The 22,317-nt window shown below is 31.2% G+C and carries 24 protein-coding genes and 2 tRNA genes; 22 read left to right on the forward strand and 4 right to left on the reverse strand.

What is annotated here, in order from left to right; translation table 11 throughout:
* Window positions 1-39 precede the first annotated feature (39 nt).
* Window positions 40-900: a GNAT family N-acetyltransferase gene (locus ACI48Q_RS10195; RefSeq protein ID WP_474918974.1), complete on the forward strand. Its 861-nt coding sequence runs from the start codon at window positions 40-42 to the stop codon at window positions 898-900.
* Between the two features lie 27 nt (window positions 901-927).
* Here the strand turns inward: ACI48Q_RS10195 and ACI48Q_RS10200 are convergent, their stop codons facing one another.
* The 3 genes from ACI48Q_RS10200 to ACI48Q_RS10210 all read right to left on the reverse strand — a co-directional run bounded on the left by ACI48Q_RS10200 (window position 928) and on the right by ACI48Q_RS10210 (window position 3,577).
* On the reverse strand, window positions 928-2,124 hold the full coding sequence (locus ACI48Q_RS10200) for a pyridoxal phosphate-dependent aminotransferase (protein WP_474918975.1): 1,197 nt from the start codon (window positions 2,122-2,124) through the stop codon (window positions 928-930).
* 33 nt (window positions 2,125-2,157) lie between these two features.
* Window positions 2,158-2,328 (reverse strand): hypothetical protein, encoded by a 171-nt coding sequence (locus tag ACI48Q_RS10205; RefSeq protein ID WP_474918976.1) that lies wholly within the window; start codon window positions 2,326-2,328, stop codon window positions 2,158-2,160.
* A 61-nt stretch (window positions 2,329-2,389) separates the two neighbouring features.
* Window positions 2,390-3,577 (reverse strand): aminotransferase-like domain-containing protein, encoded by a 1,188-nt coding sequence (locus tag ACI48Q_RS10210; RefSeq protein ID WP_474918977.1) that lies wholly within the window; start codon window positions 3,575-3,577, stop codon window positions 2,390-2,392.
* A gap of 449 nt (window positions 3,578-4,026) precedes the next feature.
* Between ACI48Q_RS10210 and ACI48Q_RS10215 the strand changes: the two genes are divergently transcribed.
* From ACI48Q_RS10215 to ACI48Q_RS10285, 15 genes are all read left to right on the forward strand, one after another.
* The gene (locus ACI48Q_RS10215; RefSeq protein WP_474918978.1) at window positions 4,027-5,298 is read left to right on the forward strand and encodes a uracil-xanthine permease family protein; all 1,272 of its coding nucleotides are present in this window, start codon (window positions 4,027-4,029) and stop codon (window positions 5,296-5,298) included.
* 96 nt (window positions 5,299-5,394) lie between these two features.
* Window positions 5,395-6,414 (forward strand): molybdopterin-binding protein, encoded by a 1,020-nt coding sequence (locus ACI48Q_RS10220; RefSeq protein ID WP_474918979.1) that lies wholly within the window; start codon window positions 5,395-5,397, stop codon window positions 6,412-6,414.
* A 10-nt stretch (window positions 6,415-6,424) separates the two neighbouring features.
* Window positions 6,425-7,216 (forward strand): XdhC family protein, encoded by a 792-nt coding sequence (locus ACI48Q_RS10225; protein ID WP_474918980.1) that lies wholly within the window; start codon window positions 6,425-6,427, stop codon window positions 7,214-7,216.
* A gap of 94 nt (window positions 7,217-7,310) precedes the next feature.
* Window positions 7,311-7,396 (forward strand) — tRNA-Leu (locus ACI48Q_RS10230).
* A 19-nt stretch (window positions 7,397-7,415) separates the two neighbouring features.
* A tRNA-Leu gene (locus ACI48Q_RS10235) sits at window positions 7,416-7,499 on the forward strand.
* Window positions 7,500-7,847: 348 nt separating this feature from the next.
* A complete protein-coding gene (locus ACI48Q_RS10240; protein ID WP_474918981.1) occupies window positions 7,848-8,888 on the forward strand; it encodes a helix-turn-helix domain-containing protein in 1,041 nt (346 codons plus the stop codon).
* A 261-nt stretch (window positions 8,889-9,149) separates the two neighbouring features.
* Window positions 9,150-10,187, forward strand: a complete 1,038-nt coding sequence (locus ACI48Q_RS10245) for an ABC transporter substrate-binding protein (RefSeq protein ID WP_474918982.1) — start codon at window positions 9,150-9,152, stop codon at window positions 10,185-10,187.
* Between the two features lie 2 nt (window positions 10,188-10,189).
* Window positions 10,190-11,308, forward strand: a complete 1,119-nt coding sequence (locus ACI48Q_RS10250; protein WP_474918983.1) for a FecCD family ABC transporter permease — start codon at window positions 10,190-10,192, stop codon at window positions 11,306-11,308.
* A gap of 1 nt (window position 11,309) precedes the next feature.
* A complete protein-coding gene (locus tag ACI48Q_RS10255) occupies window positions 11,310-12,080 on the forward strand; it encodes an ABC transporter ATP-binding protein (protein WP_474918984.1) in 771 nt (256 codons plus the stop codon).
* 29 nt (window positions 12,081-12,109) lie between these two features.
* Window positions 12,110-13,435, forward strand: coding sequence for an MATE family efflux transporter (locus ACI48Q_RS10260; protein ID WP_474918985.1), 1,326 nt, complete (start codon window positions 12,110-12,112; stop codon window positions 13,433-13,435).
* Between the two features lies 1 nt (window position 13,436).
* Window positions 13,437-13,559 (forward strand): hypothetical protein, encoded by a 123-nt coding sequence (locus tag ACI48Q_RS10265; protein WP_474918986.1) that lies wholly within the window; start codon window positions 13,437-13,439, stop codon window positions 13,557-13,559.
* 82 nt (window positions 13,560-13,641) lie between these two features.
* Window positions 13,642-15,120 carry a nicotinate phosphoribosyltransferase gene (locus tag ACI48Q_RS10270; protein WP_474918987.1) on the forward strand — a complete coding sequence of 493 codons (1,479 nt, stop codon included), beginning with the start codon at window positions 13,642-13,644 and terminating at the stop codon, window positions 15,118-15,120.
* Window positions 15,121-15,224: 104 nt separating this feature from the next.
* Window positions 15,225-15,767: a DnaA N-terminal domain-containing protein gene (locus ACI48Q_RS10275; protein ID WP_474918988.1), complete on the forward strand. Its 543-nt coding sequence runs from the start codon at window positions 15,225-15,227 to the stop codon at window positions 15,765-15,767.
* A 216-nt stretch (window positions 15,768-15,983) separates the two neighbouring features.
* Window positions 15,984-16,163, forward strand: a complete 180-nt coding sequence (locus ACI48Q_RS10280; protein ID WP_474918989.1) for a hypothetical protein — start codon at window positions 15,984-15,986, stop codon at window positions 16,161-16,163.
* A gap of 236 nt (window positions 16,164-16,399) precedes the next feature.
* The gene (locus ACI48Q_RS10285) at window positions 16,400-16,735 is read left to right on the forward strand and encodes a hypothetical protein (protein ID WP_474918990.1); all 336 of its coding nucleotides are present in this window, start codon (window positions 16,400-16,402) and stop codon (window positions 16,733-16,735) included.
* Window positions 16,736-17,069: 334 nt separating this feature from the next.
* Here the strand turns inward: ACI48Q_RS10285 and ACI48Q_RS10290 are convergent, their stop codons facing one another.
* Window positions 17,070-17,315 (reverse strand): hypothetical protein, encoded by a 246-nt coding sequence (locus tag ACI48Q_RS10290; protein WP_474918991.1) that lies wholly within the window; start codon window positions 17,313-17,315, stop codon window positions 17,070-17,072.
* Window positions 17,316-17,496: 181 nt separating this feature from the next.
* Here ACI48Q_RS10290 and ACI48Q_RS10295 point away from each other — a divergent pair, with 181 nt between their 5' ends.
* The 6 genes from ACI48Q_RS10295 to ACI48Q_RS10320 all read left to right on the forward strand — a co-directional run bounded on the left by ACI48Q_RS10295 (window position 17,497) and on the right by ACI48Q_RS10320 (window position 22,308).
* Entirely contained in the window at window positions 17,497-18,849 is a 1,353-nt protein-coding gene (locus ACI48Q_RS10295; protein WP_474918992.1) for a replication-associated recombination protein A, read from the forward strand.
* Window positions 18,850-18,980: 131 nt separating this feature from the next.
* Window positions 18,981-19,208, forward strand: coding sequence for a DUF1292 domain-containing protein (locus ACI48Q_RS10300; protein ID WP_474918993.1), 228 nt, complete (start codon window positions 18,981-18,983; stop codon window positions 19,206-19,208).
* Window positions 19,209-19,228: 20 nt separating this feature from the next.
* Entirely contained in the window at window positions 19,229-19,408 is a 180-nt protein-coding gene (locus ACI48Q_RS10305) for a hypothetical protein (RefSeq protein ID WP_474918994.1), read from the forward strand.
* 259 nt (window positions 19,409-19,667) lie between these two features.
* Window positions 19,668-21,029: a CCA tRNA nucleotidyltransferase gene (locus tag ACI48Q_RS10310; RefSeq protein WP_474918995.1), complete on the forward strand. Its 1,362-nt coding sequence runs from the start codon at window positions 19,668-19,670 to the stop codon at window positions 21,027-21,029.
* Window positions 21,030-21,073: 44 nt separating this feature from the next.
* Window positions 21,074-21,331, forward strand: coding sequence for a DUF1292 domain-containing protein (locus ACI48Q_RS10315; RefSeq protein WP_474918996.1), 258 nt, complete (start codon window positions 21,074-21,076; stop codon window positions 21,329-21,331).
* A 107-nt stretch (window positions 21,332-21,438) separates the two neighbouring features.
* Entirely contained in the window at window positions 21,439-22,308 is an 870-nt protein-coding gene (locus ACI48Q_RS10320) for an SDR family oxidoreductase (protein ID WP_474918997.1), read from the forward strand.
* Window positions 22,309-22,317: the final 9 nt, after the last annotated feature.

Below are 22,317 nucleotides of genomic sequence, written 5' to 3' on the forward strand. Positions count from 1 at the left end.
TAATAATATATGTAGTTTTTTAAAAAGGTGTGTTTGCTTATGTATAAATTGGAGAGTCTAAATGATATTAACTTAAGTCTTATGGATTATTTGAATGTACCTACGGAACATAAGAAGGAATTAAAAGAGCTTTATAGGAATAAGAACATCATTAAGAAGCTTTTATTTAGAAAAGAAGTCCGATTTTTAAAAGAAAATAGTAAATATATTGGATTTATATGGTTCAATAAAATAGGTAAAAATTCATATAGAATTCATTGTATTAATCTTCTCCCATCATATAGAGATAAAGAATATTACGAATTACTTTTTAGTTTTTTTGATGGTAATGCTAAGTTTATAATGTGCCATAATGAAAATTATTTTGATATCAATCAATTAAAAGAAATAGGAGTTATACCAGATAAAGTTATCTTTGAAATGAAAAAGTTTATTGATGGAGAATGTGAAGTACCTATAAGAGGAATTTCTTTTGAACAGTTTAGAGCTGGAAAGGATGAGAAAAAAAGATGTACGATACAAAACTTGGCCTTTAGTTCAATAGATAGAACGGAAATTAGAGAAGAGGATATTATATTTGAGCAATATCAAAAGTATTATATTCCTATGGGGAGCATATTTATAAACTATTATAATGAGCCTGTGGGTTATGGTCAGATAATTAAACAAGATAACAAAATGTACATTGTCAATCTAGGTATACTTCCTCGACATAGAAATAAAAAGTTAGGAGATGTACTATTAAATCATCTAATGAATGTAATTTATAGTTTAGGATATAATGAAGTATATTTGAAATGTCAGGATACTAATATTATAGCCTTTAACTTATATAAGTCTAAGGGTTTTGAAGTAATAAATACCTATCATGAATTTAAAAAGAAAAGTATAAAAGCTTAAGGTCATTTACAACCTTAAGCTTTTATATTATTTTTCTATTTTAATATATTCATTAAGACCTTTTTCAATTATATCCATTGCATCTGTCAATGCATCTGTATTGAGGCAATAAGATAATCTAATCTCATCAATACCAAGGCCACTAGTTGCATAGAAACCATCTGCTGGAGTAACCATAACTGTCTTATTATTATAGTTAAAGTCAGTTAACATCCATTTAGCAAAATTCTCTGCGTTTTTAATTGGAAGTTTAGCAACTATATAAAAGGCTCCTGTAGGCTTTTCACAAACTACTCCTGGAATACTTGATAATTTACTATATAGGATGTTTCTTCTAGCTTCATATTCTGCCTTAACTCTATCGAAATACTCTTTAGGTGTATTTATTAAGTTAGCTGCTGCAATTTGCTCTATAGTTGGTACACATAATCTTGTTTGACAAATCTTCATTATTTGAGATATAAGCTCTTTATTTTTAGAACCAATTAATCCTATCCTTGCTCCGCAAGCACTATATCTTTTTGATATGCTATCAACTAAAATAACTCTATCTTTTATATCTTCCATATAAAGGGCAGAAGTGTATTTTAATCCATCATAAACAAACTCTCTATATACTTCATCAGCAATTAAAAACAAGTCATATTCCTTACATATATCAGCTAATAATCTTATTTCTTCTTCTGTATATACCACTCCTGTAGGATTTCCTGGATTGGAAATCATTATAGCTCTAGTTTTATCAGTAATTTTTTCTACGATTACATTTTTATTAGGTAAATGAAATCCTTCTTCAGCTTTAGTTATAAAAGGTACAACTTTAACACTTGCATTCTGTGCAAATCCTTCATAATTTGTATAGAATGGCTCAGGGATTATGATTTCATCATTAACATCACAGATAGCTGTAAGTACTAGAGGAATGGCTTCAGAACCACCATTAGTAATAAGTAATTCATCACTATGAAAGTCTATATTCCATTGTTTGTAGTATTTAATAAAGCTATCGATAGTTACATTTAATCCTTGAGAAGGTGCATATTTAAGAACCTTTTCATCAAAATTTATAATAGCATCCATAAACTCTTTTGGCGTTTCTATATCCGGTTGCCCTATGTTTAAGTGATAAATTTTAATTCCTTTTTTTGAAGCTTCATCCGCGTAAGGAGCAAGTTTACGTATTGGAGAATACTTCATTGCTGATATTCTGCTTGAAAATTTCATTTAACAAAACCCCCATTAATTTAATTAATTTAATTAATTTAAATAATTATTATTTAAATCAGCTATTAAACTCTCTATAGGTATATATGAATTTTTAGCTGATACATAACCATAATTCTCTGTTTTAAAATATCCTCTATCTTTTATACAATCACCCTTTAAATTACTAGAACATTCTTCATTTTTATTCTTTGAATCATACATATAAATCACTCCTTTTAGATATTATTCCCTAAAATGAGACGATTTATGATTAATTTATCTATTAATTATAATACTTATTAAGTACTTTTCCAAGTCTTTTAATACCTTCAACTATCTTTTCTTCAGACATATTTGAATAATTAAGTCTGAAATAATTTTTCTTTCCACCATTAGGGAAGAAAGAGCCACCAGGTACATAAGCCACATTTTCTTTAAGAGAATCCTCCATTATAATTGCTGCATCTAAATCCTCTTTTAATTCTACCCAAGTAAATAATCCACCAACAGGATATGTATATTTTATACCTTCAGGGAAATATTCTTTTATACTGTTTAGCATTAGATTTCTACGATTTTTATAAACTTCAACTATTTTTAAAATATGTTGATTTAAATCATATTTTTGCATATACTCTGCAGTAGCCATTTGAACTAGAGTATTACACTGAAGATCTGCGCCTTGCTTAATTAAAATATATTTTTGTATTATTTCCTTATTAGCTGTTATCCAACCTAATCTAAGACCTGGACAGAAGGTTTTAGAGAAGGTACCTAAATTAATAACATATCCATTGGTATCAAAGGATTTAATTGCTGGCAATCTCTCTCCTTCGAATCTCAGTTCACCATATGGACTGTCTTCAATCAATGGAATTTCATATTTATTAGCTAATTCTGCTAAACGTTTTCTTCTTTCTAAGTTCATAGTTATTCCGCTAGGATTTTGAAAATCAGGAATAGTATATATCATCTTAATGGAACTATTATTTTTTAGTAATTCTTCAAGCTTGTCAACTTTCATTCCATTTTCATCCATATCAATTTCTATAAAATTAGGATTATAAGCTTTAAAAGCGTTAATAGCCCCTAAATAGGTTGGGCTTTCACAAACTATAGTATCACCTTCATTTATGAAAAGCTTTGCAGAAAATTCTAAACCTTGCTGAGAGCCGTTAGTAAGCATAATATTTGAAATATCACAATCTACACCGGAAGGCTTCATTCTCTGATTCACAATTACTTCTCTAAGAGGAGTATATCCATCTGTTGCTGCATATTGAAGTGCACTTTGTCCTTTTTCCTTCAATACTTTAGACATTATAATTTCCATATTATCAACAGGAAATAGCTCTGGAGCGGGAAGTCCTCCTGCAAAGGATATAATTTCAGGTTTTTCAGTTAATTTCAACAATTCTCTAATCTCTGAAGCTTTTAGGTTACCAATCCTATCAGCGTAACGTATGTTCATACATACACCCCCATCTAAAAATGAAAATTGAATATAAAAAATATTCTGTATTTAATACATCTTAGTCTCATTATAACGTATACATAGAAATTATTTCAAGTGACTTTAGAATAATGAGAAAGTTTCAAATAGAGTTATTAAAAACTTTTAAAACGGGTTGTGAAAATCGCATATATGAGTTATAATGAATAGCAGTAAATAAAATTCTTTAATTTAGTCCAGAGAGGCTAGCAAGAGTATAATAAATATGTAAATATATTTTATATTTATATAAACTTCTTGCGAGCTTGCGAGAAGTTTTTTTATTTATAACTAAGAATTTGTGAAAAGTGCTTAGTTACAATACTAGTATATTATATATTAAATTATTAACCTTTTAATCAGTACTGAGATACTGAAAGGGAGAAAGAAATTTCTCCTAATATTAAAAATATTCAGGAGGTCTTATTATGGCAGAAAATTTAATTACAGAATCAAGGAATTCATCTATCTCTAATGTTAGTTCAAGTATTAAAAAATTGGTATTAGCATTTCAACATTTAATAGCTATGTTTGGAGCTACAGTGTTAGTTCCAGTATTAACAGGTCTTGATCCTTCAGTGGCACTTGTAGCAGCAGGATGTGGAACACTAATATTTCATCTATGTACTAAGGGAAAAGTTCCCGCATTTCTAGGTTCTTCCTTTGCATTTATTTCAGTTATCGTTACTGCAGCAGAGCTTCATGGTGGAGATTTAAGGTATGCTCAAGGCGGTTTAATTATAGCAGGACTTATTTATGTAATACTTTCGTTGGCGGTGAAAAAGATAGGCGTTAATAATATAAAGAAGTTTCTTCCTGCACAGGTTGTAGGACCTATGATAATTGTTATCGGATTGAATTTACTTCCAACAGCTTTAGATATGGCCAGTAGTAACTTTATTATAGCTGGAATTACTCTAGCCTTAGCACTTAGTATAACATTTCTATGTAAGGGATTTATAAAGCAATTAGCTATATTAATAGCAGTTACCATTGGATATTTACTATCTCTTAAAATAGGACTAGTAGATACAGCTACTATAAAGAATGCAGCAGTGCTTGCAATCCCAAACTTTACATTACCCAAATTCGATATGTCAGCAATACTTATAATTGCACCTGTGGTTCTTGCAGTTCTAATGGAACACATTGGTGATATTACTACAAATGGACAAGTGGTTGGTAAAAACTTCATAGAAGATCCAGGTTTAAACAGAACCCTATTAGGAGATGGCCTTGCAACAATGTTTTCAGCATTCATTGGTGGACCAGCTAACACTACCTATGGTGAGAATACAGGGGTATTAGCCTTAACTAAAAACTATGATCCAGCGATTATAAGAATAACTGCAGTACTTGCAATAATCTTGGGCTTTGTTGCAAAGCTAGGTGGACTATTATTATCTATACCAAACCCAGTAATGGGCGGAATAAGCATAATGCTGTTCTCCATGATTGCATTAATAGGTCTTAAAACTTTAAAAAATGATAAAGTTCAATTAAATGGAAAAAATATTTTAGTCATAGGTTCTATAATATTAATAGGATTAGGAACTACTACTTTACAAAGGTACACAGGCATAGCTATTGGAATACCTGTAGGTAGTACTGTCACAATAACAGGAGTAAGCTTAGCAGCTTTAACAGGCGTAATACTTAATGCTGTAATTAATTTTAAAACAATAAAAGAAAGTAAATAATATTATTATAAAACCACTAATTTACTAAGTTTAAATTAGTGGTTTTTTTTTACATAAAATGCTATAATGGTAAAAAATGCATTTGGAGTGATTAATATGAAAATGGTTAGAGTAGAAGATGCTCTTGGCATGGTAATAGCTCATGATTTAACTAAAATCGTTCCAGGAGAATTTAAAGGAGCTAGATTTAAGAAAGGTCATATTATAAAGGAAGAAGATATCTCTGAACTTAAATCCATGGGGAAAAATCACATTTATATATTAGAATTAAAAGAAGGAATTCTTCACGAAGAGCAATGTGCAGAAAGAATAGGACAAGCTATCTATGGGGAAAATTCCATCCCCGTTGCTGTAGGAGAAGGAAAGGTAAACATAATTTCTAACTGTGATGGAATTGTTAAAATTAATATAGACGCTTTAGAAAAAATAAATAATATTAATAACATAATAGTGAGTACTATTCATAATAATTCTGTGGTGAAGAAAGGAGACATCTTAGCTGCCTGTAAGGTAATTCCCTTAGTTTTAGAGGAAAAATATATTATAGAAGTTGAAGATATTATGGAAACATTCCATAGTGTTATAAGTGTTAAAGAGTTTCAAGATAAAAAAGTTGGAATGGTGGTTACAGGAACAGAGGTCTATGAAGGTAGAATTAAGGATAAATTTGCCCCAATTATTAAAGAGAAAATAGAAGCCTATAACTGCAAGGTATATGAGACTATCTTTGCACCTGATGATTTAACACTTATTACTGAAGGAATTGAATCATTAATAAATAAAGGATGTGATTTTATTATAACCAGTGGAGGTATGTCCGTAGATGCTGACGATGTTACTCCAAAGGCAATTGCAGCATGTGTCAATGAAGTCATAACCTATGGCTCCCCAGTAATTCCAGGTGCTATGTTTATGCTAGCTTATAAAGATGATGCAACTATTGTTGGATTACCTGCCTGTGGCATGTTTTCTAAGACCACAGTATTTGATATTTTACTACCTAGAATAATGTGTAACCATAAAATTTCAAAAAAAGATATAGTTAAATTAAGCCATGGTGGGCTATGCTTAAAATGTAAAACATGTCGTTATCCTATATGCCCATTTGGAAAATAGAGGTGAGATTATGGAAAATTTAATGTTAGATAAAATAAACAAAGAAGTAGCAAAGGGAGAAATCGTGGCCTTGAGTATTATAACCAAAGCTTGTGGTTCTTCTCCTAGAGGAGAAGGAACTATGATGGCTGTTGTACAGAGCGGAGAAGTTCTTGGTACTATAGGTGGAGGAGCATTAGAAAAAAATTTAATTGACCTGTGTAAAGAGTGTATTAAAGAAAATAGCAATAGAAGATTTTCCTTTAGTTTAACTGAAAGTGAGAAGGGATTAAAAATGGCCTGTGGTGGAGAAGTTGAAGGATATATAAAGATTTTTGCTCCTGTGAAAAAACTACTTATTGTTGGTGGAGGACATGTAGCCTTACCACTACATTCCATAGCACATATACTAGGATATCATGTAGTTATATTTGAAGATAGAGAAGATTATTGTAATAAGGAAAGATTTAAAGATGCTGATGAATTAATTTTAGGGGATATCAATGAAAAACTAACTAATTATCCTATAGATGAAAAATCCAATGTGGTTATAATTACAAGAGGTCATGTTTATGATGAGATTGCTTTAAGAGCTGTAATTAATTCAAAGGCAAATTATATAGGAATGATTGGAAGTAAAAATAAGGTAGGGAAGCTTAAAGCAAATCTAAAGGCAGATGGATATTCTTTAGATATACCTAATTTGTATACACCTATAGGCTTAGATTTAGGTGGAGAAACACCTGAAGATATAGCTCTAAGTATTCTTAGTGAGATATCTCTAGTAACTAATAAAGGAACTCTAGCTCATTTAGGAAAATAATATGGATAATCAAATTCAATGATTATTTACTTAACTAAATAATTATTGAATTTAATAGGAGTTAGTGATATAATTTATTTGTTAGTTATCATATGCGAGAGTGGCGGAATCGGCAGACGCGCACGCTTGAGGGGCGTGTGGGGTATCCCCGTGTGAGTTCAAGTCTCATCTTTCGCACCAAATAACTAACTTATATTATGCAGGTGTGGCGGAATTGGCAGACGCACTAGACTTAGGATCTAGCGCCTTCGGCGTGGGGGTTCGACTCCCTTCACCTGCACCAATATTTAAGAAGTTTATATTAAGAGTGAAATTTTAGACCATACGTCTAGTAGTTATAAAAGCTACTAGATGTGTGGTTTATTTTTTACGGTGAGATGTATAAAATGACCAACTACTTAGAAAGTCTGATGTTGAAAAATATGGTTTTTCACTGATGTAAAGTACTAAATTGGTGCTTATTTAAGTAATTTTAAATTGTTGTAGTTAGATTTTAATAGTATTACAAATCTAACAATATAGAGTGGAAGTGATACTAAGAATATGATATGATAAAATATAGTTAGCATACTCTAACTTAAAAATATTCGGCAACCGAATAGGTTTTTAATTATAAGAAAGGAGCCTGTAAATGGAACATAAATTTTATATAAATTCTAAAAATGGTTATACAGATATGCTAATGCAGTATGCAAAAATGCATGAGAAGATTGGTACAGTTCGATTTTTACCAAATAGTAAAAATAGTAAAGGCATTATTTATGACATAAAACCAGAGTATGGAAAAGGTTCCATACAGGTTTACAATCTGATAGGAAACGTAATGTTGTTGATTTTTGATATTATTTTTTCTAAAGATTTAGTAACTGTATTCGATTTAACACAAGAGTACTTTGAAATAGAGTATTGTGTAGATGGATGTATTTATATACAGGAAGAAAAAACAGGAAGTACATGTTTTGGGACTAACGATCTTTCTGTGTCCCTGTCTAGTGATACATATGGAACGGTGCGACGTTGTGCACATCAAAAGTATCAGGGTGTCTCAATTACAGCCGAAAAAAATGCTATTTCTTCCTACTTTGGAAGTTCAGGCATTGAAATTTGGGAGGATACTATAGAAAATTTAGAGAATAAGATTCGTTCTGAATATTATCTTGGTGTGAATACTTCTCCTGAAATAGCCAATGTTTTTCATCAGATTTACAATTGCCGTCTTCCAGAAAAATCAAGAGTATTGTTCTTCGAAAGCAAGGTTATGGAGGTTTTCTCAAAAATTGTTTCAAATGAACTTTTAGGTATTGACACCCCAGAAATAATTGCATTAAGTGAATATGAGACACAGCATATTAAAGAAATTCCACAAATACTTATGAATAATGTATATGAATTACCTACTATTAATACTTTATCAAAAAAGCTTGCAATTAATCCAAAAAAACTTGCAAAGGGTTTTAAATTTATTTACGGAGATACAATTTTCAGTTATCATCGAAAATTATGCTTACAACGCGCTGCTTCTATGTTATTAGATACATATAAATCGGTGAATGAAATTGCCTATGATCTAGGGTATGCAAATCCCAGCAATTTTTGCTACGCATTTAAAAGGCAATATGGTGTTACTCCCTTACAATATAGGACATCCTCTTTGCTTCAAAAGAGCAATTAAGATCCATTTATAAATCTCAAATTATTTATGCCACAGGCGTTTGCCTGTGGTTTTTTATTTTTCGATAAAAATTCAAAAGTCGTTCTTTCAACATAAATTCGCATGTCTATCAGCATAGTTTCAAGATGCTTCACTATATAATCATAGGTGTTTATGAGAAACATAAATATTTTTGCATTAGGGTTAGCTATAACTAACTTAATAAATACTATATAAATGAATTAGGTTAAGCATCATAAATAAAATTTAGGAGGAAAGAAAATGATAAGAAAAACAATATCAGTTCTGTTGGGGGCAAGCATCTGTTTAGTCATTTTTTCCGGTTGTTCACAATATGCGTATACGAGAAGTGATAACAATACAAATAATTCTATAAAGACACAAGAACAGCCCTATGAAAGTGAAATTCATTACCCTGTAACGCTTAGTGTCTATACAGATGCAGGTAAAGAAATAACTCAAACAATTGAAAAAGAACCTAAACGAGTTGTAGTCATTGGACAAGCATTAGCTGAACTGATGATAACTTTTAAAGAAGAAGACAAGATTGTTGGCGTGGGCTATCTTGATAAATCCTATTCTAAATATGAGAAGGAAATTTCTCAGCTTCCCATTCTTACCGATTTATGGCCATCCAAAGAAGCTGTTCTGGCATTAAATCCGGATATTATCATTTCTATGTCTTCTGCATTTCAGGAAGATCGGTTAGGTGATATTTCTTTTTGGAATGAACGGGGAATTTCGGTGCTTCCGGCAATAAACTTTACAATTGGTCGTAGCCTTGAAGAATTCTTTACAGATATTACGAATCTAGGTACTGCATTAGATATTGAAGACAAGACCAACGCATATGTGGAAGAGCAGAAATCGAGAATCAGTGAAATTCAAAAGATCATTGAAAAAGCAAAAGATAAGCCAAAGGTTTTGCTGGTAGCCAGCAGTGGACGGGAAACCTATGAGTATTATTCTCCCTCCCTTTGTGTGATTGATGAAATGATTGAGGGAGCAGGTGGAGAATATATGAAATTATCAGAGGATACTTATATAGAAATGTCTGCAGAGTCTATTATTGCAGCCAATCCGGATAAAATTATTGTCACTGAATTTCAAAAATCCGACAGTGAAGTCTCAAAAAATAAACTGTTATTGAATGAAAATTTGCAAAATGTTACAGCAATAAAAACTGGAAATGTAATGACTGCAGACTATACCAATGCTATTCGTGGAAGTCTTGAATGTTCCGACTTGTATAAAGATGTTGCAGAATTCATTCATCCCGAATTGTTTAAAGGAGAATAAGCATGATATCAACACAAAACCGAGGTGCCGCAAATGGCATCTCTCACAATTATGAAAGAAATTTGAGAAAGCGATTAATATTTTTAGGAATCATTATTGCGTTACTTGTTACTGTTGTTATATCTATCGTAATTTCCGTATCAATTGGACAAGTATCTATTCCTTTTATCCAGTCGCTTCAGATATTGCTATATAAATTAACTGGACTTCAAATTGGTAACGGTAACGAGGTCTTAAGTGGGATGTTTGTGGATATTATTTGGCAAATACGTTTTCCTAGAATTTTACTGGCGATGATTACAGGAATAGGATTGGCACTGTGTGGAACTGTCATGCAAGCATCCGTTCAGAATCCACTAGCAGATCCATACATACTGGGCATTTCTTCCGGTGCTTCTCTAGGAGCCACTTTCTCAATTATGATTGGTTTTGGAACCACTGGTATTCTTGGAAAACTAGGAGTTGCATCATGGGCATTTATTGGAGCATTGGGAGCAGCATTTCTTGTTTTGGGACTAGCCAGCATTGGAGGAAAGACATCCTCTGTGAAGTTGATTTTAGTTGGAACAGTGATTAATGCTTTGTGCAATGCCTTTTCTAACTTTATTATTTATTTTGCCAAAAACGCTGAAGGTATTCGTTCCGTAACTTTTTGGACAATGGGTAGTCTTGCTTCAGCGCAATGGGATATGCTTCCGCTACTTGTATTTGTTGTGACATTGGCTGTTATATTCTTTTTATTTCAGTCCAGAGTGATGAACACCATGCTTATGGGGGATGAAACAGCAACTACATTAGGAGTTAATCTTACTTTTTATAGACGACTATATATGGCAATTTCAGCTGTTGTAACCGGTGTCCTTGTGGCAACTTGCGGAATCATCGGATTTGTTGGGCTCATTGTTCCTCATATTGTACGAAGTGTTGTGGGCTCAGATCACAAAAGGCTTATTCCTGCTTCTATTATTTTTGGTGCGCTATTTATGATTTGGACAGATGTTTTTGCTCGTATCATTATTCCAAACGGTGAATTACCAATTGGAATTGTTACATCTATCCTTGGTGCTCCTGTATTTATGTATATGCTAGTTAAAAAAAGTTATGGGTTTGGAGGGAAGTAAATTGGATTTAAAAGCAGATCATATATCTGTAGTTCTATCAGGTACAGATATTGTAAAAGATATTAGCATTCATGTCGAATCCAATAAATTTGTTGGAATTATTGGCCCAAATGGATGCGGAAAGTCAACGTTGCTAAAGAGCATTTATAAAGTTGTTAAACCTCAAAAAGGAACTGTGTTTCTAGGAAATAAAGATGTTTTAAAATCCACAGCTCGTACTGTTTCCAGAGATATGGGTGTAGTAGGGCAATTTAATGAGTTAAATTTTGATTTTACAGTTAATGAAATGGTAATGATGGGTAGAACACCCCATAAACACTTAATGGAATCTGACAATGCTAGAGATTACGAAATTGTAGAGGATGCCCTTAAGAAAGTTGATTTAGATACATATTCGGACAGAAGTTACTTAACATTGTCTGGTGGTGAAAAACAACGAGTGATACTGGCTAGAGCCATTGCCCAGGAACCAAGCTTCTTAATTCTTGACGAACCAACAAATCATTTAGACATTAAATATCAGCTTCAGATTTTGTCAATTGTCAAGTCGTTAAATATCGGTGTACTGGCGGCTTTGCACGATCTGTCAATGGCAGCGGCTTACTGCGATATTATATATATGGTAAAAAACGGTGAGATTGTAGCTTTTGGTGAACCAGAGGAAATCTTAACAAAAGAATTGATAAAGGGGACATATGAAGTAGATTGCGGGATTTACACCAATCCAATAACGGGAGACTTAGCAATCGCGTATATACCGACGGATAAATAAATGTACTGTATCAGAAAGGAGGTCTTTAAATGGAACTTGATATGACAAAAGGGAAACCAATGCGGATCATTATCCGATTCTTTATCCCTATGTTTATTGGTAATTTATTTCAGCAATTATATAACATTGTTGATGCAGTTGTGGTTGGACAATTTGTAGGAAAAGATGCATTTGCGGCTGTTGGTTCAGCAGGTGCAGTGATGGCGTTTATAACGTCTATTTTGACAGGTCTCGCTATGGGCGTGTCAGCACTGTTTTCACAGCTTTATGGCGCGAAAAAATATGATGAACTAAAAAAAACGATTTCTACTTCCTTTGTTTTTATCTTGATTGTAAGCGTGGCACTCACTGTTCTGACTTCTGTATTTATGCCACAGATCATTGATCTTTATCAGATGCCAACAGAAATTGCAGCTTATGCATCGGATTATCTAAAATATATATTTGCAGGACTTACATTTGTGGTCATTTATAATGCGTGTGCATTTTTGCTTCGTTCAATTGGAGATTCAAAGTCACCTCTTTATTTTCTAATAGGCTCCTGTATACTAGACACTATTCTAAATTTAGTTTTTGTTATGGTGTTTGATATGGGTGTTGCTGGTGTGGGTTCATCTACATTTATTGCACAAGGACTTGCAGCCCTATGTTGTGCTCTCTATACAGCAAAACGCATGAAGTTCCTTGAATTTAAAAGTAGGGATATTGTATTTAGTAGATCTATATTTAAAGAAGTAGCTGGCTATTCGGTTTTGACAGCAGTACAGCAATCGTCATCCAGCTTCGGTATGATGCTGATACAAGGTCTCGTCAATACATTTGGGGCAACGGTTATGGCTGCATTTGCTGCATGTTCTAAAATTGATGAGTTTGCAAACAGACCTTTGCAGGATTTAAGTAATGCTTTTTCCACCTATGTGGCACAAAACAAAGGAGCCAGTAACACAAAACGGATTCGACAGGGATTTCGTGCAGTTTCAAAAATAATTATTGCTATTTCAGTGGCAATTAGCATTGTGGTGGTTATCTTTGCACCAAACTTAATTTCTATTTTTGTAAAAAAAGAATCTTTGGACGTTATTGCTGTAGGTGTCGGTTATCTGCGGATTGTTAGTGTGTTTTATGTGTTGCTCGGTTTTATTGTTATGTTCTATGGATTCTTTCGAGGAGTCGGTGCTGTCAAGATATCCATTTTGCTGACTGTTGTTTCCCAAGGAACAAGAGTAATGTTAGCTTATGGGTTTGCCAGAACATCAATTGGTTTTTTTGGGGTCTGTTGGGCCATAGTTGTTGGGTGGTTTCTATCGGATATCTTAGGATTTTTCATGTATAAAAGAGTTATGGAGAAGCAATAGTATGATTGATACAATAGTTTTTCCAGCGGAGTTTACGATTTTCTGTAAACTCCGCTGTTTTCATTTCTATGGCAATCTTATAATTGTTAAAAATCCATCTATTCTTATAAGTGATGGTACTTAAAATAGAAGGATTTCTATAAGAATAGATATTTAAATAATAGCGAAGAATATATAAGTAAAAAATAAAGGGAGTTGTTAATATTATGAATAATAAGCAATTTGATATAAAAAGAAATTTAAGTATGTTAACAGACTTTTATCAACTAACTATGGGAAATGGCTATTTAAAGACTGGTATGAAAAATACTATAGGATATTTTGATATGTTTTTTAGACGTATTCCTGATAATGGAGGCTTTGTAATAGTATCAGGATTAGAGCAATTTATAGATTATATAAATAATCTTAAATTTACAGAAGATGATATAAAATATCTTGAAATTAAGGAAATCTTCTCAAAAGAGTTTCTTAATTACTTAAGAAATTTTAAGTTTGAATGTGATATATGGGCCATACCTGAAGGAACAGTTGTGTTTCCTAATGAGCCAATTATAACAGTAAGAGGATCACTTCCCCAAGCTCAATTAATAGAGACAATGTTATTATTAACAATAAATCATCAAAGTTTAATTTCTACAAAAGCAAATAGAATAGTTAGGTCGGCCCAAGGCAGAGGAATCTTAGAATTTGGTTCAAGAAGAGCTCATGGATATGATGGAGCTATATTAGGAGCAAGAGCATCTTATATCTCAGGATGTGCGGGAACTGCCTGTACTATAGTTGAAGAATTGTTTGGCATCCCAGCAGTAGGAACTATGGCTCATAGTTGGATTCAAAGCTTTGATACAGAATATGAATCATTTAAAACTTATGCAGAGACCTACCCATCATCCTGTGTGTTATTAGTAGACACCTACAACACTCTAAAAAGCGGAGTCCCTAACGCTATAAAAGTGACAAAAGAAATTTTAGAGCCAATGGGGAAGAGATTAAAAGGAATAAGATTAGATAGTGGAGATATAGCATATCTATCAAAAATCGCAAGAAAAATGCTTAATGAAGCAGGAATGGAAGATTGCAAAATAACTGCCTCAAGTTCACTCGATGAATATATAATAAGGGATTTATTACAGCAAGGAGCTCAGATAGACACTTTTGGGGTTGGAGAGAATCTCATAACATCTAAATCAACACCAGTCTTTGGAGGAGTATATAAACTTGTTGCTATAGATGAAGATAATAATATAAAACCAAGAATAAAAATAAGTGAAAATTTTGAGAAAGTAACTAATCCCGGATATAAGAAAGTTTATAGATTTTATGATAATAAAACAAATAAAGCAATGGCAGATGTATTGACTTTAAGTGATGAAGTAATAGATGAAAGTAAACCCTATGTATTATTTGACCCTATACACACATGGAAAAAGACAGTATTAAAGGATTATCATATCAAAGAACTTCAAGTAAAAATATTTGATAAGGGTAATTGTATCTACAAGTCTCCTAATATTGAAGAAATAAAACAGTATTGTAAAGAGCAAGTAAATACATTATGGGATGAAGTATTAAGGTTTGAAAATCCTCATCAATATTATGTTGATTTATCACAAAATTTATGGATGCTAAAACATGATCTAATTAATAAATACTCTAATGAAACATTAAATCATGAGCTGTAGTGGTATAACTATATATTTTAAATACATAGAATAGATTTTTCTCTATTTTTTTATTTTATTAAGTGTTAAACTTATCTTCTACAGGAAGCATAGGAGGTATGGGAATGAATATTCAAGAAGTTAATGAGAGAGTGCTACAGTTCTTACAAAAAGAACTAACTGAATCTAATTTTAAAACGTGGTGTGGATTTATAGAAAATGCTTATATAGATAATGATGAAAATATAGTGATAACAGTACCCACCGAATTTACGAAAGATATTATAATATCTCGATACTTAGAATTGTTTAAAAACACTTATTATGTAGAAGGTTTAAGTAATAACATTGTTATTAAGGTTGACAAAAATATTACAGCTATAAAATCTAATGGATACAAAATGGCTAGTTTTTATAGAGAATTAGCAGATAGGAAGAATTCAGAAATAGTAAATATTCAGCAATTAATTGAAGATACATTAGATGATATATATAGTGCAATTGACTTTTCATCTTCAGAGGGTAAATATAGTGTTAATTTAGTAATCGAGTATAAAGTTGACAGCAATATAATCAAAAGAATATCTGAAAAATTACAGGAAAATGGATTTACCATTGAGTGTGAATTTGTAAATGAAGATACATCTATATTAACAATTAACTGGTAATTCTTATAGCTTATTCATAGACAAGAAGGGAAGAAACAATCAACCCTTCTTTTAAATTTTGGGCTTTGTTTTAATATAGTGTTGATAATGAACATATTTTCAATCTTTTATGTCCATATAAAGTATATAAAAAATTGAAAAGAATATGATGTAAAGATTAAAGAATTAACATATATATTAATATAATTAAAATAATTAATTGAGAGGTGTTAGAATGTGTTAGAAGTTATAAATCTTCATGATAGTAGTTGGTACCCAGTAGTTAATATTAACAATATGAAAGTTGAATTTATTGCAAAAGAGGAAACAAATTCTATTAAGATAGAACAAGCAATTTTTAGGTTCCGAAATAGAGACGGGTCAACATTTTTCTTAGGGAAAGTAAAATGTGAATAAAATATATTATGGATATAGACTTTTATAATAATTAACAAATTTTAAATATAATATAAATGCAATGGAAGATTTTAAATATCGATGGAGTGTTAATAATATCTACACTCCTTTTTGTTATAATGAAAGTAGATAAAGTTTACATATTATTTATATAGTTTTAAAGGTATAAATTTTTCTTTATAGAATATATGATATATAATATATAATTTGGTATTTTAGAAAGGAGCCGTTATGTTATGGATAATGAAGAACTTGTTCTAGAATTAAATGGCAAGAAACCATTTGTATACCTAATAAATGATTATTATTATGCAATAGGTAGTGGCGTTTTTCACTTGTTTAAGAAAGATTGTAATGTAAATATGTATCTTAATGAGTATAAAAATCGACCTAACAGAAAAAACATCTTAAGATTACTTAGATTAGCGTCTCTACATCGATATGATAAAGAGGATTTAGAAGTTAAAGTAGCTACAGATAATCTTATTGAAAAACTAGATGATCTTAGCAAAGAAAACTTAGTAGAACAAATTAAAACCTTTGAAAAAAATCATGATGAATATATATCCTAAACTAAAATACTTTTAAATGAGATTATAAAGCTAAAAACAGGTTCACTTTGAGGAATTGAAAATTTCTTCAATGTGAGCCATTTTTTATATATAAATGAATCGATTATAATAATTTTTTTCAATAAATAGTAATAATTATTCTCAATATATGTTATAATGTTTATATTAAGCAAAATAGAATTAAAATAGTATTATAGGGAAGGAGATTAAATATGAATACTACACTGGTATCGTTAAGCGGCATTATTATAACTCCTATGGTGTTAATAGGAGTTGCAAGTATAATTATAAGGTTAGAGAGTTCTTTAAGACGTTTAAAATGTAATATGTAATCTTACTTAGACTTCTCTCTTTCCCTTTCCAAAATAGCATTGTTCACCTTTATTTGTGTTTCGTAATAGGATTCTTTTAATTTTTTTATTCTATTAAGTTCCACCATTTCAGTATTCTTTTGCTTTTCTTCTAGCTTTCTTTTCTTGTGTCTTTTAAAGCTGGCATTATATTGAGCTAGGAACATAACCGCAATTCCTACATCAGTAATAGTCAAGAAAACTTGAAGTAATTTAAGTATTTCCTGCATAATAAACTCCAATAAATTGATACAATATAAATTTATTCAGAATATATGTTTTTTATTATATATCTTTATAAAAGTGGACTATAATTCTAGTAGGTAAAAAGCTACTTAGATACATAGTCTATTTTTATATTAGACTTTAATATGATATACTAATTCTATAATTCTTTAGGAGGCGTGATTCATGGGGGATAACTTTAATAACATTTCGCTCTTTGACCTTTATGATGATAAATCTAGTGATACAACAATAAGTAATGCACCCTTAGCTCAAAGATTGAAACCGTGTTCATTAGAAGAGTTTATAGGTCAAGAACATATTTTATCTAAAGATAAATTATTATATAGAGCTATACAAGGGGACAGATTAACATCTTTAATTTTCTATGGTCCTCCTGGGGTCGGAAAAACTAGCTTAGCAAAAATAATTGCCACCACAACTAAATGTAGCTATTATGAACTAAATGCAGTTACATCAGGAATCAAAGATATTAAAGAAATGGTGGAAAAGGCTCTAGAAAATCAAAGAATGAGAAACCAAAAAACTATCTTATTTATTGATGAAATACATAGATTTAATAAAACCCAACAAGATGCACTACTTCCTCACGTAGAGAAGGGAACCGTAATATTAATAGGTGCTACCACTGAAAATCCTTTCTTTGAAGTAAATAAGGCTCTTTTATCTCGTTCAATGATATTTAAACTTAATTTACTTGAGGACCAGCATATAAGAAAACTTATAAATAGAGCTCTAACTGATAAGGAAAAGGGCTATGGAAATATAAGGATTAATATAAATGAAGAAGCTATAGGTTTTATATGTGTTAACTCTAATGGTGATGGAAGAAGGGCTTTAAATGCCTTAGAGCTAGCTGTGTTGACTACTAATAGAAATGAGGATGGAATTATATACATAACCCTAGAAGTCATTGAAGAGTGCATGCAAAAAAAAAATGTTAGCTATGATAAATCCGGTGACAGTCACTATGATGTTATATCTGCCTTCATTAAAAGTATGAGAGGCAGTGACGCCAATGCCGCCATTCATTATTTATCAAGGATGTTATATGCAGGAGAGGACCCTGAATTCATAGCTAGGAGAGTATTTATAGCCGCATCCGAAGATGTAGGAAATGCAGACCCTTATGCTGTACTTTTAGCTAATGCTGCATTAAATGCTGTAAAGCATATAGGCATGCCAGAGGCACGAATTCCATTAGCTCAAGCAGTTATTTATATAAGCACTGCACCTAAAAGTAATGCTTGTTATAATGCTATCAATAGTGCTATTTATGACGTGGAAAAAGATATAATAGGGGAAGTACCTGTACATTTAAGAGATAAAAGCTATAGTGGTGCACAGATTTTAAATCCTGGAAGTGATTATAAATATCCACATGATTATAAAAATCACTATGTATACCAGCAATATTTACCCGATGAACTAACAGATAAAATCTATTATACTCCAGCCAATTTAGGATACGAGAAGAAAGTTAAAGAGAGAATGGATTATTTAAAAGGACAAAGATGATTTTAAAATCTTTGTCCTTTTCTTACGTCTTATTTATAAATAGAAAATAAATAATAAAGTTTATAAGTTAATAAATAAAATTCGATATTTTAGCACATCTTATAAATATAATAAAATTTGGAGGTTTTAAAATGGATAATAAATTTATTACAGTATATAACGAAGAAGGAAATCCTGTACAATTAGAGCTAATAGATGTAGTTAAAGTGGATAATTCAGAATATATCATAGCAGGACCTAAAAATTCTAATGAAGCCTGTGCATATAAGGTAATCAACAGAAGTAATGGTGAAGTTGAATATAAATCCATAGGTGTGGGTAAAGAATTCGATAAAGTATTGGAAAAATATAATTCCTAAAAGCTTTAGGAGGACTATTTATGAAAAATAAAAAGAATAGATCCAAAGGCAAGGGAATAAATCTTCAAGATGGTATACAGGAGCTAAATAATCAAGTCGTAGATGCCCACCCTATAGACAGTGGAACTTTAGCCAAGGGTTTGTTTGGAATAGATATAAAAGATAAATTAATAGATCCCAGTACTAAATGGCGAATTTAAAACTTAGTAATACTTTAAATTAAGGCTGTATAATATTACTTTAAAGCCTCTTGGAGATAGCATTTTTAAAAGCTGTTTTCATATAGGAGCGTTAAAAGTAATGCTATACGGTCTATTTTAAAGATTATTTTCAAATCTTAGTATTTTCATATAATAAGAGAGAGGTTTTAATGTATAATTTATATATTAAGGCATCTTAAATAAAATAACATAAATTAGGAGGGTTTAGGTGAATAGTGTTCACTATAAATAGATGGAAATGAATTTTAAAATAGATTTACCTAAAAATGTTTGTAACATTATAAACATATTATATGAAAATGGCTATGAAGCTTTTGCAGTTGGAGGTTGTGTTAGGGATTCATTGCTAGGAAAAACTCCCAGTGATTGGGATATAACCACCAGTGCTAAACCCGAAAATATAAAACATATATTTTCTCCATTTTATAAAATTATAGATACCGGTATAAGCCATGGAACTGTTACCATTTTAATTGATAAAGATTCTTATGAAGTTACAACTTATAGAATAGATGGGGAATATGAAGACAATAGAAGACCTAAACAAGTTGTTTTTACTTCATTATTAAAGGAGGATTTATGTAGACGGGATTTTACGATTAATGCCATGGCATATAACCATGATACAGGGCTAATTGATTATCATAATGGAATTGAAGATATAAATAATAAATCTATAAATACCGTAGGGGATGCAGATTTAAGATTTCAAGAAGATGGACTTAGAATGATTAGAGCTGTGAGATTTTCATCTGTACTAAATTTTACTATGGATGATAACGTTAAAGCAAGTATTAAGAAAAATAGCATACTTATTAAAAACATAAGTAAGGAAAGAATAAGAGAGGAATTTAATAAAATTCTATTGAATAATATGCCTTCCTACGGTATTAGACAACTCTCCCAAGTAGACTTGTTACAATATATAATTCCAGAACTTCTTCCTCAAATTGACTTTGATCAAAGAAGTAAATATCACAACTTAGATTTATTTAATCATACTCTAAAGGTATTAGATGAAGTACCTAATAATATGATTTTAAGACTGGCCGCATTACTCCATGATATAGCTAAAACAAATTGTTTCTCTATAGATAATAAAGGCTTTGGACATTTTTATGGCCATGAAATAGAAGGAGAACTTCTTAGTGAAATCATACTAAAAAGATTAAAGTATGATAATAATACTATAAACAGGGTAAAAGTTCTAGTTAGATATCATAACCTCCCTAAGTATAAAAAACAAGTCGCTATAAGGAAGTTCATAGCAAATGTTGGAATAGATAATCTAGATGCTTTATTTCAGTTGGTTATTGCTGATAGAAAGGCCTCTGCTTCTGAATATATCAATTTAAGTGAAATACTTTTACTAAAAAAAATCTGCGGAGATATTATACAAAGAGGAGATCCTCTTTGTATAAAGGATTTACCTATTAAGGGTAGTGATTTGTTAAAACTGGGCATTCCTCAGGGAAAATTCATTGGAGAGGTTCTTAATTATCTTTTATCCTTAGTTATTGAAAATCCAAAACTAAATACTAAAGAAACATTGATAGAACTTTTATACGATTATTGTAAAAGTAAAGGGCATACTATATAATTAGAACTAGTGCTAAATTTTACTATAAAAAAGGAGATATTCACATGGAAGATAAGAAAATTATAACATTAACAGATGCAGAAACAATGGAAAAGGTAGAACTAGAAGTTATTGAAGAAATTGAAATTAAGGACACTCAATACTTACTTCTTGCGCCATTAGAAAATGAAGAAGAGGCTTATGTATATAAAATTGTTGGAGAAGGGGAATCTGCTACTTATGAGATGGTAGAAGATGAGAATGAGTTTGATGCAGTGGTTGCAGAGTACGATAAGCTTTTTGATGAAGAGATGAGCAAATAGCATTTTAAATAATCTTGCCTTGGCAGGGTTATTTTTTATTTACCTATGTTTAAAATTATAAGCAATTGCACAACATATATTATAATTTTAAAGGAGGGGTATACATAATGATAGATACCAATAATTTTAAGAAATCTATGCCACCGCAGCATCAAAATAAGCAACCTGGAATAGAAGGAAGTATGAATCCACTTCCTGTATATGATGATACTACTTATGTTGGAACAAACAAACTCAAAGGTAAAGTAGCCCTTATTACTGGTGGAGATAGTGGTATTGGAAGAGCAGTAGCTATATCTTACGCTAAGGAAGGGGCTAAAATTTCTATAGTATATTTGAATGAAGAAGAAGATGCTAAAGTAACTAAATCTGAGATAGAGAAATACGGTGGTGAATGTATTTTAATAGAAGGGGATATAGGTGACGAAAATTTCTGTGGGGTTGCTATTAATGAGACCATTAATAAATTTAAAACTATAGATATTCTTGTAAATAACTCAGCAGAACAACATCCTCAAGATTCTTTAGACAAAATCAATTCACAACAATTAAATAGAACTTTTTCTACCAATGTATTTGGTGCAGTTTACATGACTCAAAAAGCTCTCAAATATATGAAAAAAGGAAGCACTATAATTAATACAGTATCGGTAACAGCCTATGAAGGTCATAAGACTTTAATTGACTACTCAATGACTAAAGGAGCACTAGTGAGCTTTACTAGATCCCTTCACCTAAATCTAATAGATAAAGGAATAAGAGTAAATGCAGTAGCTCCAGGGCCTATATGGACTCCACTAATTCCTGCAAGCTTTACTGAAACTGAAGTAGCTCAATTTGGCAGTACAGCTCCTATAAAAAGACCAGGTCAACCTGTTGAAGTAGCTCCAGTATATGTATTATTAGCCAGCGAAGACAGTACTTATATTTGTGGTCAGGTTATACATGTAAATGGTGGTATTATGGTTAGTAGCTAAAAATACCTA

The sequence above is a fragment of the Clostridium sp. LXY-7 genome (assembly GCF_056172015.1).